The organism is Methyloversatilis sp. (assembly GCF_030696805.1).
GTDB lineage: Bacteria > Pseudomonadota > Gammaproteobacteria > Burkholderiales > Rhodocyclaceae > Methyloversatilis.
On record NZ_JAUYRO010000014.1, the window covers coordinates 24,197 to 39,629 of the forward strand.

Annotated in this window: 13 protein-coding genes; all 13 read left to right on the top strand. The window is 63.0% G+C overall.

All coding sequences use genetic code 11. The features are described 5' to 3' along the window. The first annotated feature begins 18 nt into the window (after positions 1 to 18). The 13 genes from Q8R75_RS02020 to Q8R75_RS02080 all read left to right on the top strand — a co-directional run bounded on the left by Q8R75_RS02020 (position 19) and on the right by Q8R75_RS02080 (position 15,389). Complete coding sequence (locus tag Q8R75_RS02020) at positions 19 to 975, top strand: acyltransferase (RefSeq protein WP_305614890.1); 957 nt, start codon at positions 19 to 21, stop codon at positions 973 to 975. 270 nt (positions 976 to 1,245) lie between these two features. Beyond that, complete coding sequence (locus Q8R75_RS02025; protein ID WP_305614889.1) at positions 1,246 to 2,466, top strand: hypothetical protein; 1,221 nt, start codon at positions 1,246 to 1,248, stop codon at positions 2,464 to 2,466. Continuing rightward, on the top strand, positions 2,456 to 3,814 hold the full coding sequence (locus Q8R75_RS02030) for a hypothetical protein (RefSeq protein ID WP_305614888.1): 1,359 nt from the start codon (positions 2,456 to 2,458) through the stop codon (positions 3,812 to 3,814). The genes Q8R75_RS02025 and Q8R75_RS02030 overlap by 11 nt, the downstream gene beginning before the upstream one ends. Then, the gene (locus tag Q8R75_RS02035; RefSeq protein ID WP_305663491.1) at positions 3,760 to 6,336 is read left to right on the top strand and encodes a hypothetical protein; all 2,577 of its coding nucleotides are present in this window, start codon (positions 3,760 to 3,762) and stop codon (positions 6,334 to 6,336) included. Before Q8R75_RS02030 ends, Q8R75_RS02035 begins: the two co-directional genes overlap by 55 nt. Positions 6,337 to 6,343: 7 nt before the next feature. Next, positions 6,344 to 7,369: a class I SAM-dependent methyltransferase gene (locus Q8R75_RS02040; protein WP_305614885.1), complete on the top strand. Its 1,026-nt coding sequence runs from the start codon at positions 6,344 to 6,346 to the stop codon at positions 7,367 to 7,369. Positions 7,370 to 7,389: 20 nt separating this feature from the next. Beyond that, positions 7,390 to 8,478, top strand: a complete 1,089-nt coding sequence (locus tag Q8R75_RS02045) for a hypothetical protein (RefSeq protein ID WP_305614884.1) — start codon at positions 7,390 to 7,392, stop codon at positions 8,476 to 8,478. A gap of 179 nt (positions 8,479 to 8,657) precedes the next feature. Beyond that, positions 8,658 to 9,356: an acylneuraminate cytidylyltransferase family protein gene (locus Q8R75_RS02050; RefSeq protein WP_305614898.1), complete on the top strand. Its 699-nt coding sequence runs from the start codon at positions 8,658 to 8,660 to the stop codon at positions 9,354 to 9,356. 47 nt (positions 9,357 to 9,403) lie between these two features. Then, the gene (locus Q8R75_RS02055; RefSeq protein ID WP_305614883.1) at positions 9,404 to 10,276 is read left to right on the top strand and encodes a hypothetical protein; all 873 of its coding nucleotides are present in this window, start codon (positions 9,404 to 9,406) and stop codon (positions 10,274 to 10,276) included. Positions 10,277 to 10,298: 22 nt separating this feature from the next. Further along, entirely contained in the window at positions 10,299 to 11,123 is an 825-nt protein-coding gene (locus Q8R75_RS02060; RefSeq protein WP_305614882.1) for an SDR family oxidoreductase, read from the top strand. Then, positions 11,117 to 12,181, top strand: a complete 1,065-nt coding sequence (neuB, locus tag Q8R75_RS02065; protein WP_305614881.1) for an N-acetylneuraminate synthase — start codon at positions 11,117 to 11,119, stop codon at positions 12,179 to 12,181. Before Q8R75_RS02060 ends, neuB begins: the two co-directional genes overlap by 7 nt. Then, positions 12,178 to 13,308, top strand: a complete 1,131-nt coding sequence (gene neuC / locus Q8R75_RS02070) for a UDP-N-acetylglucosamine 2-epimerase (protein WP_305614880.1) — start codon at positions 12,178 to 12,180, stop codon at positions 13,306 to 13,308. Before neuB ends, neuC begins: the two co-directional genes overlap by 4 nt. Beyond that, complete coding sequence (locus tag Q8R75_RS02075; RefSeq protein WP_305614879.1) at positions 13,298 to 13,918, top strand: acetyltransferase; 621 nt, start codon at positions 13,298 to 13,300, stop codon at positions 13,916 to 13,918. Before neuC ends, Q8R75_RS02075 begins: the two co-directional genes overlap by 11 nt. After that, positions 13,911 to 15,389, top strand: coding sequence for an aminotransferase class I/II-fold pyridoxal phosphate-dependent enzyme (locus Q8R75_RS02080; RefSeq protein WP_305614878.1), 1,479 nt, complete (start codon positions 13,911 to 13,913; stop codon positions 15,387 to 15,389). The genes Q8R75_RS02075 and Q8R75_RS02080 overlap by 8 nt, the downstream gene beginning before the upstream one ends. The last annotated feature ends 44 nt before the right edge of the window (positions 15,390 to 15,433 follow it).

Sequence of the window (15,433 nt, forward strand, 5' to 3'; positions counted from 1 at the left end):
CTCGCGGGGACACGGATCATGACCCCGGCCCAGGCTTCGCTGCTCGACAGCCTCCGCGCTGCGGCCGCGCAGATCGTGCTGTTCGGGCATATCTATTCCCTGGTGCTGCGCCCCGAACGCACGCTCGGCATCGGTGACCTGGGCGTCGTCGTTTTCTTCGTGCTGTCGGGCTTTCTCATCGGCTATACGACCTTGAACAGGTGCAGCCTTGATGATTACGACCTCCGGCGCTATCTGGTTGATCGTTTCTGCAGGATTTTCGTGCCCTACCTGCCGGCGCTCATACTGATACTGCTCATCGACAGTGCGGTGTTCGCGTGGACCGATACCCGTACCTACATCGAGCATTACACGATCAAGGACTTTGTCGCGTCCCTGCTGATGCTGCAGCAACACCCGGCCGGGTTGTTTTTCGACGAGATTCTCGGTGCATCAAATCTTAAGCTATCGACCTTTTCGAGCGCCCGACCGCTGTGGACGGTGGCCGTCGAGTGGTGGCTCTACCTCTGCTTCGGTCTGCTCGTTTTCCGCGCAAGACAGATCGTGTCATCATGCCGCTGGCAACTGCTTTTCGTCGTATTCGCGAGTGTGCCGCTGTTCAATGCCACCGCCGGTACCGGCGCCGGATTGAGCCTGGTCTGGTTCGCCATGTGCGGACTGGCATGGGTATACTGGAAGGAGCGGAAGAAAATCGACGGTGGGGTCGCCGCCATCATGATCGGCGCGGGAGCCGGGCGCGCCCTCCTTCGCGCCGCGCCATACCTTCTGTTGTTGCTGATCGCTGCCCGCCTGCTGTGGACCGGATTTCTGGAAACACGACAGCCCTTCGATCGCTTGTTGTTCTACGACTTCAACCTGTACGGACTGATCATGGCGCTGTGCGTTGTGTTGTTTCTTCTGAAGGGCACAACGATCGACGGCGAGCGCAATCGCACGCTCGTTTCATTGCCGATTATTCCTATTCGCTGTACCTGATTCACTACAGCGTTATTTTCATGCTTCACGCCTTTGGCCTGAAGTCCGGCAGCGACATACTCGACCTATTCATGTATTTCTTTGCCTGCAATGTTGTTGCGATCGTATTCTGGTACGTTTTCGAACGGAACTATCGGAGATTCGGCGAACGTCTCGCCGGGCGTTTCAGGGCAGTGCCAGCGCGAGGCCTGCCATGATCAGCACATATATGTACGCGTCCGAGAGGTCTGGACAATGAGAGTGTTTCTCACCTGTTACGGGGGCGCTCACGTGTCGGCGATCATCCCGCTGTATCAGGTACTGGTGAGGCGCGGGCACACCTGCCACCTTCTTGCACTCACGACTGCAGCGGAGACGGCGCGGCGCTGCGAGTTGCCCTTCTTTCGCCCGATCGACTTCGTCGACACGGCCGACTCGGACATTCGAAAATGGGGGGAGCGACTGGCGCAACGACACCATACCGAGGGCAAGGGGCTTTCCCGCGAGGAGTCCATTGCCTATCTGGGCGTCTCGTTCTGCGAGCTGGCAGCGGATCTCGGTGAGGCGGAAGCCTGGCGACGCTACGAGAAATCGGGTCTGAATGCCTTCGCGCCGGTCCGTTTCATGCGCCGGGTCATTTCGCATTTCGAACCTGACGTCGTGGTCGCCACCACATCGCCACGCATGGAAAAGGCGGCCTTGCGCGCAGCTTTTCAACTCGACATACCCAGTCTGTGCATGGTCGAATTGTTCGGGCTGCTCGAAGAACCATGGCTCAGCCGGCCCGACAACGGTCATGTCCTGGCCGTGTCTCGTGAAGACGTCCGGAGACGCCTCGTGGCCGCCGGTCGCCAGGCCCGTGACATTCACCTCACGGGCAGTCCGATGTTCGATCAGCTTGCCGATCCGGATCTGCCCGCTGCGGGTCGCAGATGGCGCCATGAACGCGGGGTTGCCGACAACGAAAAACTCGTGTTCTGGGCTGAACAGCCGGAACCGGGTGATCCGGAACTTCCGCGCAGGGTTCGTCTGCATCTGGCGGATCTTTGCCGCAACAAGGGGTGGCGGCTGGTCGTACGCCTGCATCCCAGCAGTACCGATCATCGTGCGGAGAAGATTCCGTCCGACTGCCTGCAGAGCCATGCGCACGAACCGCTTTCGCATGTCATGCATGCATGCGATTCGGGCGTTACTCTTACGTCTACAGTTGGGTGGGAGCTTCTTCTCTGCAGCAAGCCTTTACTCGTCATCCGCATATCCGAGTTCAGCAATGCCGTAACCTATGGGGCCGATGATGGCGCCCTTGTCGTTGACACGCTTGAGCAGGCTGCCGGAGGTTTGTCCGATCTGTTGCATGACACCTCCGAATCAGCACGGCTGCAGCAGTTCAGATCACGGTTGCCGAGCCCCGGTGGCGCGTCGCACCGGATCTGCGATCTAATAGAGAAGACCGTCCATACGCGCAACTACAGTCTCGAAGATAGCAGGCGCGCCCGCACACATGCCAATTGATCAATTGAAGATACCGGTCCTGCACGTCGTGCACTGCATCGACACAGAAGGGCCACTTGATGAAGACATCGATGCGACTTTCAAGCGCATCGAGGGTCTCTTCGGCGTCCGGCTGCCCGTTTCAGCCGCGACGCTGACGGCGCTGCAGCGCCGGGACATTCCCCTCGATGGCCTGGAACATGAGATCGCTGCGGTCATCACCCCCAACCTGCTGGCCTACAACCGGAACTGGGCTGAAATCCGGAACATGCTGGGCGAGGCGCTCAGCCCCGCGTTCAGGCGCGAAATGACGGACGAAACAGGGCGCGGCTGGGTCTTCAGCTGGCATTGCCTCGATCACCTGGGTTACACGGCGAATCCACGCCGAAAGGATCTTGGCTACGGGAAGGTTTTTCACTTCTATCGCAGCGTGCTCGCAGAAACCGGAAGCCTCGACGACGAAATCAACTGGCACTTCCATCCGCTTTCGCTCACCCGGGAACCGCTCGCCGCCGCGACTTCCTACTCGAACAGCATGGATGTCCTGCTGTCAGTGCTGGCACGACGTATCATCGAAGACGGTTGGTTTCCGACCACCAACCGCCCGGGCTTTCACTCCGAAAGGCCCGATTCGCACGCGTTTCTTGAACAATGGATTCCGTTCGACTACGCAAATCAATCGTGTGTACTTTCGGAAAGCGAACAAAAGGACACGCATCTGGGGCGCTTCGGCGACTGGCGGCGCGCACCTCTCGACTGGATCGGCTATCACCCGCACCACGACGACTACCAGCTGCCGGGCCAGTGTCGCCGGTGGATTTTCCGGTGCCTGAACGTGGGAACCCGTCTGCGTCAGCTGACCGAAGCCGACGTGCATGATGCGTTCCGCGATGCACTGACGCAGGGAAGTGCGATTCTTGCATTCGCCGATCATGACTACCGCGACATCAGGCCAGATGTCAGACATGTCAGGATGTTGCTGGAGAAGGTCGGCAGGGACTATCCGGCGGTCCGGTTGCGCTTTTCCGGCGCAGAAGAGGCCGCCCGTCTGCACACCACCGCGCTGGCGAATGAAACGCCCGATGCGCCGCCTGAGTTTTCGATCGAACTCGAAGGCAATCGCGTGCATGTGCGGCTCGCGCAAGGCAGTCTGTTCGGTCCGCAGCCCTTTCTGGCATTGAAAGCCCTATCCGGTCAGTACCACCACGACAACTTCGATGTGGTTGAGCCGGGTCGCCACTGGACCTATGTGCTGGACGAGCAGACGCTGCCGTTATCCGACGTCGATTGCGTGGGTGTCGGGGGCGCCGGGCGATGCGGCGGCTACGGCGTCGCGAGGATCGTGGTCGGCGACTTGCAGCATTCATGACAGCTGCGAAAGTGCGAAGCGTTCCCGGTTGGCTGTTCCCGGCCTTGTTGTTTCTGCTGTGCGGCGCGATAGCGCTGCCGATGCTGCCAGTCTGGCAGGGTGGCGTTCGTCTGCTTGCGGGCATCGCACTGATCAGCGTTCTGGCCGATCGCCCGGGCATGCGCCGGATGATTGCAGCCGTTCTGGCCGTTTGTGCGCTGATCAGTGGCGCCGCGTGGCTGGCCTGGCTGGCCGCTGCGCCGTTCGACCATGTGATACACGCCCTGACCGATGTATTCGGACAGCCGCTCGGACTGTTGCCCGACTTCAGCCTGCTGCTGTATGACGCGCTTTGCGTTACGGGCCTGCTGTGTATCCTCTTGCGCCGTGACCGCCGAGGCGGATGGCCGTATCTTGCCTTTGTGGCCGGACTCGGGACTTTCTGGTGGTGGGGCGTGCTGACGGTTGCCGCGAGGGGCGCTGGTGCGGCGTCCGGAGCCGAGCTTTCACAGATGGCTACCGGTCTGTCGGGGTGGGCTACGTGGGTCTATTGGGCTGGACTGACCTTGCTGCTCGTTCGCGACGAGTCGCAGGTGCAGCACACCCTGAAGGCGCTGGGCATCGGCGGGTTGATTGTCGGCGCGGCCATTGCCCTGCAGTGGGTGGGCGCCGATTTTTCCTATGTCATCGCATCGGTTCCGGGCGTGTCGGAAGGCTTTCATCGGGTGCGCGGCACCGATTACTATCATGCGCCCGCCGCCTGCATCGTCGGCCTGACAGCCATCGCCCTTCTGGGCCTGACGGGCGAGCGACGACGCTTCGGAGCGTTGCTGGGCGCTGCGGCACTGATCGGACTGACCATCCTCAACAACACGCGAGCCGTCAGTCTGGCGCTCATGAGCGCCCTCGCCGTTCTGCTGATGGCCTCGCTGTGGCGACGCCAGTGGCGGACTGCTGCGATGTCGTTACTCGCTGTCGCACTCGTCGCACCACATCTGCTCTATCTGAAGCCCTCGCTGACGGGTGCGCCTGCGCAGGTGTCGACGACTGCAGCGCAGGATGGCTGGACAGATTTCGGACCGTCCTCCGATCCGACGGCCGCGACCGGGGGTACGCCTCCGCGCAGGGTGGGGGTGGCCGATGTGGCAAGGGCGAACGCTCCGCGTTCGGCGCTGGCTGAAAGCGGCCTTGCGATCCTGCCGGACGCCTGGCTGATCGGTCATGGTGTCGGCACGCTCGATCTGCCTCTCGAAGGCGATTCATTCGGCGGCCTGACCAGCACGTACTCCACGCACACTCTTTACCTGGACATGGCATTGATGGCGGGCATTCCGGCACTGCTTGCCGCGCTGGTCGTGTTCGCGTCGGGCGCAGTCGGAACCCTGCAGGCGCTCCTGGGCAGCAAGTCGTCGCCGGTTCGCGCCGGCAGCGCCGCGGCGTTGCTTGCAATGCTGACGATGTTTGCCGTCATATCGCTGTTCCTGCCGCAGGAGCGCAACGAAGTCATCGGCATCGCGTTTGCCGTTGCCGCGCTCGCGCTGGCCGCGGCCGGCCGGTCGAGCACTGAGGCAACCGGCCCGGCGCTGCAGCACGTAGCGGCCTGGGTCCCCGGCTATGTGCTGATTGCGCTGGGTGCAGCCGGATGGACCATCCTGACGAGTCCGACCTACATCTTCCCGGCTCTGGAACTGGTCGTTCGATACGGCGCCGAAATCGTTCGCGATCGCCAGCACGTCTATGTGAACGAACCTGCGATGCGCCCCGTGCTGGCGTCGCTGTTGCGACTGCGCGGCGGCGATGCCGCTCAGGTTTCGGTCCTTGCGGACGGCGCGCAGGCCCTCGAGGCGAGGCAGGCGTGGATTGTCTGGAACCCAGGTCGCCTTCCGGCCTACCCGGCGCTGGCCAGCCAGCTTGGAAAGCCGCGCCATCCGCATCGCAACCAGGCCCTCGCCATTTCGATGCCGGCGCACTGGTGGCTGATGCCCTCCGCGCAGCCGACGGCGAGTTTCCTGTTTGCCGGGGCAAGGACCAAAGTTCCGGCGGGCGGCCTTCACCGGAACGTTGATGACGCGTCGATTCAGGTGCCTGTATTGCCCAACCATGCCCCTTTCGCCACTATCCGCCTCGGGCCGACCATCGGCGGGCGGGCCGAACATGTTGCCGACTTCAACCAGGGATCCGCGGTGTCGTGGAATGCCGCGCACAATGCGGAAATCCGCTTTCATGTCCCTGAAATGGCGCAGCAACCGCTGCGGGCATACCGGATGAACGCGTTGATTAACCGCAGCATGCAGGCGGCGGAGCGCTACACCTGGACGATGGAAGGGTCCGCAGACGGTCGTGACTGGACGCAGATCGACAGTCGAAGCGGCGAGCGGGTCAGCCACGATGTTTCGAGGCCTTCGACTTACTTGATTCCGGATGCGCCAGCATTTCCGTTTTACCGTATCCGCTTCGTGCCGGCCGGAAATGCGCCCGGCGCTTCCGCCGGTCTTTCGGAGATGGAACTGTATTTTTCACCAGACGGCCGATTTACTGATTGACGACACGATGAACGAAAAGATTGCAGTCCGTGATATTCACGCAGCAGGTGTAGCCGAAGAATTCGACCGTCTGATGCAACTCGACATTGACGATCTGCGCGCGCATGAGCACGCCTTTGTCGACACGGCGTGCCCGGCTTGTCATGGAAACGATGTGCCGCACGCCTTCGTGCATCAGTCGCTGTCCTACCGTCGGTGTGGCCGGTGCGAAACGCTGTTCGTCTCGCCCGGCCCGACCGAGAGCCTGCACCTCGATTTCGTCCGCAGCAGCCGTGCCATGGAGTTCTGGCGCGAACACTTGCCGGCGGACATGAAACGAACACGCCGCCCGATGTATCAGGAGCGGGTCGCCTACGCGCTCGATGTCTGGGCGCGTACCGGTGTCAGACCGCACACAACGCTGGAATTCGGAGCGGGCAACGGCGAATTCGCCGAAGAACTTTCGGCGACGGGTGCCGTGGAACGCATCGTGCTGCTGGAACCCCAGGCTTTGAACCTGGAGCAGCCCGGAATCGAGATCATGACCGAAGGTTTCGAGGCGCTCGAGACCGCCGGCCGCAGTTTCGATGCGGTGTTCGCCTGGGAGCTGATCGAGCACCTCATCGAACCCGATCAGTTCCTGCGCGTGGTGCGCCAGGTGTTGAAGCCGGGTGCCCCGTTCATCCTGTCGACGCCCAATGAACGCAGTGTCGAGACACGCAGGCTGGGTACCGATTCGTCGAACATCCTGTTTGATCACGTGCGTCTCTACAATCCGGCATCGATCTCCACGCTGCTCGAACGCAATGGATTCCGCGTCGTCGAGCTGTGCACGCCGGGCAAACTCGACGTTGCGCGGCTGCAGGGATACCGGGCGGAGCGTCCGGAGGTGTTCGGCGACGACCCGTGTCTGAATCTCATCCTGAGCGACGAGCGAGCGAGCGAGTCTTTTCAGACTTTTCTTCAGCAGAGCCTGCTGTCGAGTCATATGCGCGTCGTCGCCGTGGCCGACGGGGACTGGCGTGGCAGCCGGACGCCCTTGCTGCGCGGCTGATATCGGCGAGTTTCACAGCCATGGAAATGATCTACAGCGACTTCGTCGGCAGCCAGACGGATCCGCTCACCTGGTACGACCTGCTGCCGGGCGACCCGGTGCGGATATCCGGCATGCCCGACAATTGCCCGGGCGCCGACCTGGCCGACGCGCTGCTTGCCGCCGATCTGCCTGACGATCCCGCTTTGCTCGACCTGCTCACTGCCCGGCTGTTGAACGATACAGACGACCTCTCCCGGTACCCGCACTGGCGCGAGCTTGCAACGCGACTGTCGCGCCTCATGTGTTCGCAACTGGTCGCAGGGGGCGCACGTCCGCTGAGGATGCGGGCACAGCGTCTGAATTACTGCATCCAGAGCCTGCTCGATCGCGGGCGTCCGGCAGCCTTCACGCCGTCGGATTTGATCGAAACCACGCTGCCGGGGAGCAAACCCTGGGACTGCGTTGTGCATCAGGGTGCGCGCTGGTGGCTGACTTCCGACGAACTCAACGTTCATCGAGAAGACGCATCCGGTGCGGTCGGCTGGCGACGCGGCTTGCCGACCCAGCTCGACCCGCTGCCCGACGGACGCTTGTCGGTCGGGTCGATCTACACGCCGGGCGCGCATCTGATCGATGGCCTGACGTGGACCGAAATCACGCACGATCGGCCGGTTCCGCTTGTTTTCGAGCACGACGGCGCAGTGTGTTTCCTCGACCACTCCGGCGCTATCTGGCGCGACCGTCCGCGCGCCGTCCTGTGGCGCACACCCTGCGCCCAGGTGCATTTTGCACGGTTGATCGATGGGGTCATATTTTGTCTGGACAATGCTGATTTCGGACATCTGACGAGCTGCGACCTCGCGTCGGGCGCGATCACGCGCCACGCGACAGACCCGGTTCAGGTGTGCAATGACGTCACGCTGGCCGACGGCCACCTTTACATGATCGACAAGCAGCAGGGCAGCGTCTTCAAGTTCGACCGGGATTTCCGTTTCGTCGGGCGCGCGTTGCGTTTCGGTCGAGGTCCGGGCGAACTGCTGGACCCGGTCGGGCTGCGGTTCCAGGGCGAAAAGCTGCACGTGGTAAGCTGGCTTTCAGGTCGGCTGACGGAGCTGACACCCTTCTGAACCGCGCCCGGAACCTGCTGCCCACTGCGCTGCAAGCCATCGCCCTCCACGGCGGATGAAACCGGGCTGTCGGTGCCGCTTCAGGCTCGGCGGCAAGCGGAAAATGAACACCGCTTCATGCGGGCTGCAACGGACTGACTCACAGGACCGATTCCCTTACGAACACGATGGCTGAACGAATGCTTTGCACGATCTGCGCCCGCGGCGGTTCCAAAGGCGTGCCCAACAAGAACGCGCGCGTAGTCGCCGGCAAGCCGCTGCTTGCACACACGGTCGAACAGGCCATCGAAAGCGGGCTGTTCGATGCCATTGCCTTCAGCAGCGACAGCGAAACCTATCTCGATCTGGCGGCCAGGGCCGGCGCAACGGTGCTGATCCACCGACCGGCAGAACTTGCCACCGATGTCGCAGGCAAGCTGCCGGTGATCCGGCATTGCGTGTCGGAGGCTGAAACCAGCCTGGGTTTCCGTGCGGACGTGGTCATCGATCTCGACTGCACATCGCCGCTTCGCCTGCCGTCGGACATCCGCGCCTGTGCAGAGCTGCTCCGCATGAGCGGCGCCGGAAACGTCGTGACGGCTGCACCGGCGCGACGTTCGCCCTATTTCAATCTGCTCGAACGCTTGCCCGATGGACGGATAGATCTCGCCAAGCGGCCGGAAGTGCCCATCCTGCGTCGACAGGATGCGCCCGCCTGCTTCGACATGAACGCATCGATATACGCATGGACACGTGACGCCCTGTTCAGCCGTGACGGGCTGTTTCATCCAGATACCCAGCTTTATGTCATGGCCGAGGAGCGCTCCATCGACATCGACAGCGAACTTGATTTCGAGATCGTCAGTCTGCTGCTGGAACGCAGGGCCGCTGAGTCATGAAGTGTCTGGTAATCGGCTTCGGATCGATTGGCCGGCGTCATGCCCGGGTGCTGGGCGAGATCGGATGCGAGGTTGCAGTGGTCACGTCCGCAACGGACACGTCCCTGCCCGCTTTTCGTGATCTCCGGAGCGCGCTCGATGAGTTTGCACCGGGCTATGTCGTGATCGCCAACGATACCCGCCTGCATGGCCCGGCACTCGCTGCGCTGGCCGGGCACGGCTTTTCCGGGACCACGCTGGTTGAAAAACCGATGCTCGCCGGATCGGGCGAATTGCCCGTGCTGCCGTCAGGGCCGGTTTTCGTCGGCTACACCCTGCGATTCCACCCGCTGATCACCCGCTTGATGGAACAAGTCGATGGACAGGCGCTGTGGACCTTCACGGCCTATGTCGGTCAGTATCTTCCTGATTGGCGTCCCGACCGTGATTACCGGCAAAGTTACTCGGCAAGACGCGAGGACGGCGGTGTGGTTCGCGACCTCAGCCACGAACTCGATTACGCCCAGTTGCTCGCGGGGCGATGGCGCAGCACCATCGCCGCAGGCGGCAAGCTGAGTACGCTGGACATAGACAGTGAAGATGCCGTGACGGTGCTCGCCCGCTGCGAGCGCTGCGAGCTGGTGACCGTGCACATGAATTACCTCGATCGAACAGTGTCGCGATGGATTCTGGTCAATGGCCCGTTCGGCACCCTGAAGGCCGATCTTGTCAAAGGCACGCTGGCGATCAATGGCCATGAGTATCAGGTCGTGGTCGAGCGGGACGCGATGATGCGGCAGCAGCATCTGGCTGCGATGTCGGGCGACGATCCGCGGTCGTGCGACGCAGCGACCGCGCTGTCGACCGTGCGCTGGGTGGATGCCATTCATCAGTCACTTGCAGACGGGCGCCGGATCGATGCAGACCCACACATTGCTTGAACGAACCAACCGGATCCGCTGAATGGACACTCGAACATCCTACTTGCGCCTCGAGGACAAGGTCGCCGTCGTGACCGGCGCGGCTGGCATCATCGGCAACGTGATCGCGCGGCGTCTCGCCGGATTCGGAGCGAAGGTCGCGCTGGTGGACATCGACGCAGCCGGCCTTGAAAGGCTGGCTGAGGAGATCGGCAGGGAACAGGGCGATACGACCTGCGTTCGCGCCTTTGCCTGCGATCTGGCGGATGCCGGTGCCATCACGCGCACGGTCGGCAACATCGTCGCCTGGAGTTCGCGCATCGACGTGTTGTTCAATAACGCGGCAAGCAAGACCGGCGATCTCGCGCGCTTCTTCGACCCGGTCGACGAGTACTCGCTGGACACCTGGCATGAAGTCATGGCGGTCAATGTCGATGGCCTGTTCGTCATGGCGCGGGAATGCGCTGCACACATGCGCGAACAGGGCGGTGGCGCCATTGTGCAGACGGCGTCCATCTACGGTGCCATGGCGCCCGACATGCGCATTTACGAAGGCTCGTTCTATCTTGGTCAGCAGATCAACACGCCGCCGGTCTATGCGGCCTCCAAAGGCGCCGTCATTTCGCTGACGCGCTATCTGGCCGCTCTGTGGGCGGCCGACGGCATCCGCGTGAATGCCATCTCGCCGGGTGGCGTATCGAGCGGGCAGAACGGTGTTTTCCATGACAGGTATCGGGCTCGCGTGCCGATGGGGCGGATGGCCGAGGCACAGGAGATCGCCGACGCTGCGCTGTTTCTCGCCTCACCGGCATCTGCCTACATGACCGGCCAGAACCTGCTGGTCGACGGGGGGTTGTCGATATGGTGAGCAGCGGGGTATCGACGGCCCTGCAGCGCTGCCTGATCATCGCCGAGGCCGGCGTCAATCACAACGGTTCGGAAGACAACGCGCTGAGACTGGTGGATGCCGCCGTGGCGGCTGGCGCCGACATCGTCAAGTTCCAGACCTTCAAGGCGGAGCGTCTGGTGACGCGCGCCGCGAAGAAGGCCGCATACCAGGAAACGCAGACCGGCGAAGGCGACCAGTATTCCATGCTCAAGGCGCTCGAGCTGGACGAGGACGCGCATGCGCGCATTGCCCGTCACTGTGCGGAGCAGGGCATCGAATTCCTGTCGACCGGGTTTGACGAGGCGTCGACCGATTTCCTGTTGTCACTGGGCATACGCCGGCTCAAGCTGCCCTCCGGCGAACTGACGAATGCGCCTTTCGTCCGTTTTCTTGCGTCCAAGGGTTTGCCGCTCATCGTGTCGACCGGCATGGCCACCCTTGATGAGGTTGCGCAGGCGGTCGACTGGGTGCGTGACGCCCGGCAGGCCGCAGGCCAGGATGCCCCTTTGATCGAAGTCCTGACGCTGCTGCATTGCACGTCGAACTATCCGACGCCGCTGACCGACGTGAACCTGCTGGCGATGCGCACGCTGCAGGACCGTTTCGGCTTGCCGGTCGGCTACTCCGATCACACTGCCGGCATCTTCGTCGCGCCGCTGGCGCGCACACTCGGTGCCAGGGTGTTCGAAAAACACTTTACCCTCGACCGCTCGATGCCGGGCCCCGACCACGCTGCGTCGCTCGAGCCTGCCGAGCTGGCCCGGATGATCAGCGCCATCCGCGATACCGAACTGATACTGGGAGATGGCTTCAAGGCGCCGACCGGGCCCGAACTCGAGGTCAGGGTGGCGGCTCGACGCAGTGTGACGCTCGCGGGAGACGTCCAGGCGGGTCAGCAGCTCCGTGCGGAAGACCTGACCCTGATGCGGCCTGGCAACGGCATCCCGCCGGCGGAACTGGACAGCGTCGTTGGATGCACGGTCATCCGCTCGATGCATGCGGGCGATACGCTGCGCCGGGAGGATATTGCGCCGTGAGACGCATTGTCTATGTCACGGGTACTCGCGCAGATTTCGGGCTGATGCAGCGTACGCTGAGCGCGATCGACCGTGATTCCCGGCTAGACCTCGGACTGTGCGTCACCGGCATGCACCTGCTGCCGGCCTATGGTGAAACAGTGAACGAAATCGAAGGCTTCGGCCTGAAGATCATCGGTCGGGTGCCGGTGGTTCTCGACGGCTCTTCGGGCGCGACGATGGCCCGGGCGCTGGCTGTCCAGCTGGATGGAATGACCCGCCTGTTCGAAGACTATCGCCCGGATCTCGTGCTGGTGCTGGGTGATCGCGGGGAAATGCTGGCGGCCGCGCTGGCCGCCCTTCACCTGAATATCCCGACGGCACACATCCACGGAGGCGAATTGTCGGGCACCGTGGACGAGCCCGTCCGTCACGCGATCTCGAAGATTTCGCACTACCATTTCACCAGTACCGAAGGGGCGCGGCAGCGGCTGATACGCATGGGTGAGCGACCCGAGCACGTGTTCGTTTCGGGCGCGCCAGGCCTGGACGGACTGACCGAAGCGGTCGCAGCCGACCGCTCGGCGCTGAGCCTTCGCTTCGGATTCGATCCGGTACGTCCGCTGGCGCTGATGGTGTTTCACCCTGTGCTGCAGGAAGCCGATACCGCGCGACACCAGGCACGCATGCTGCTCGATGCATTGCATGACCGGGGGTGCCAGACGATCTGCCTTCTGCCGAACAGTGATGCAGGTGGTGCCGCAGTGCGGGCAGAGATCGAGGCGCGTGTGTTGGCGCCGGACTGCGCTGTGCTCGCGCATCTGCCGCGCGACGAGTATCTGACGTGTCTGGCGTCCGCTGATGTGCTCGTCGGCAATTCGAGCAGCGGCATCATCGAGGCGGCGAGTTTCGGGTTGCCGGTCGTCAATGTTGGCACCCGTCAGCACGGTCGCGAACGCAGCAGCAACGTGATCGACAGCGAAGCAAGCCGTCCGGCGCTCGACGACGCACTCGACGCCGCGCTGAAGCGCGGCCGGCAGGTCTGCGAAAACGTCTATGGCGACGGGCAGACGAGTCGGCGTATCGTCGAATGGCTTGCCACGCTGCCGCTCGACGCCGACTTGATGAAAAAACAGAATGCCTACTGATACCTGCCTGCTGATAGGCGCGGGCGGCCACGGCTGCGTGGTTCTCGATGCGCTGCTTCTGGCCAGCCCCGAAATCGACGTGTGTGTGCGCGACGACTTTCCGACATCGCTGCCTCTTCTGGGCCGGACGGTCGTCAGTCCGGCATTGCCGCCCGGAGTGTTCGAAGGGGCGGTGCATGTCGCCATCGGTTCCAATGAAGTCCGTTGTCGTCTCGCCAGCCTGATGTGCGAGCGGGGCGGTCGATTGTTGTCGGTCGTGCATCCCGTGGCTACGGTATCGCCGCATGCGACGCTGGGCGAGGGCGTGTTCGTCGCCGCACGGGCCGTCATCGCGCCTCGCGCGCGCGTAGGTGACGGTGTGATCGTGAATCACGGCGCAGTTGTGGATCACGACTGCGAGGTAGGGGCGTGGAGCCACATTGCGCCGGGATCGGTGCTGGGTGGTGGCGTCACCACAGGGCGGCGCGTACTGGTAGGCAGCGGTGCCATCATCCTGCCTGGCCTGCATATCGGGGATGACGCTATCATCGCAGCCGGTGCAGTAGTCACGAAAGACGTTGCTGAGGGACAATTGAAAGTCGGCATTCCGGCGCGAAACAGACATGGATAGCGTAAAGAAACTTCTGATAGACGAGCAGGCCGACATACGTACGGCCCTGGCCCAGCTGGAGCGAACCGCACGCGGCCTGCTGCTGCTCGTCGATGGCGACGGCCGCCTCAAGCGGACGGTGACCGACGGGGACTTGCGTCGGCTGCTGCTCAGCGGAGCGAATCTTGACGACCGGCTGTCGGATCTGCCCGCCTGCGAGCCAAAAACCATCAGCGACGACGCCAGCCCGGAGGCTGCACTTGAATTGATGAACCGCCACCGGGTGGACCACATTCCACAGATCGATGCGGCGGGACGTCCTTCGGGCCTGTTGCTCCGGCGCGATCTATGCAGTCCCATCCTGCTGTCCACGCCGCATCTCGGCAGCGGCGAGCGGGGCTTTGTGGACGATGCGTTCCGAACGAACTGGATCGCCCCGCTAGGGCCGAACGTTGATGCGTTCGAAACCGAGCTCGCGGCTCACGTCGGCATCGGCCACGCGGCTGCACTGTCCTCCGGTACTGCAGCGATCCATCTGGCGCTAGACCTGCTGGGCGTGGGCCCGGACGACGAGGTGCTCTGCTCGACCCTGACTTTCGTCGCCACGGCCAATCCGATCCTGTATCAGCGTGCCACGCCGATCTTCATTGATTCGGAACCTGGCACATGGAACATGTCGGTGCCCGCCCTGCAGCGGGCGCTGGCTGACGCAGATCGACGCGGACGCCTTCCGGCAGCCGTCATCGTCGTCAATCTTTACGGCCAGAGCGCTGACATGGACCCGATTCTCGAGGCGTGCGGGCGCTACGGTGTTCCGGTGGTCGAGGACGCTGCCGAGTCGCTCGGTGCGACGTATCGCGGAAAGGCGAGCGGCACGCTCGGAAAGATCGGCATCTATTCCTTCAACGGCAACAAGATCATCACGACATCGGGCGGAGGCATGCTCGTGTCCGACGATGGCGAACTGGTCGAACGTGCCCGGTTTCTGTCCACCCAGGGACGCGAGCCCGCTCCCTGGTATCTTCACAAGCGTGTTGCATACAACTACCGCATGAGCAACATTCTCGCCGGCGTAGGACGCGGACAGCTGCAGGTGCTCGAAGAACGGGTGGCCGCGCGCCGCCGCGTGCTTGATCGCTATCGTGAAGCGCTGTCGGACATCGAGGGGCTTGGATGGATGCCCGAGGCGGACTTCGGCCGCTCGACCCGCTGGCTGAGCGTGTGCGTGCTCGATCCGCAAGCCACCGAGGTGACGCCGGCCGATTTCATCGCAGCACTGGCAAGACAGAACATCGAGGCGCGACACGTCTGGAACCCGATGCATCGGCAACCTCTTTTCGCAGGCTGCGCCTATTACCCCCACGAAGAAGGCTGCAGCTTCAGCGACCAGGCATTTCTGACCGGTGTCTGCCTGCCATCGGGCTCCAGTCTGGAAGATTCGCAGATCGATCGGGTGTGCCGCGTCATTCGCGATGCGCTCGTCCGTCGCTGAGGGTGCAATGACTACCGCACCCGCACATTTCCGATCACTGATGT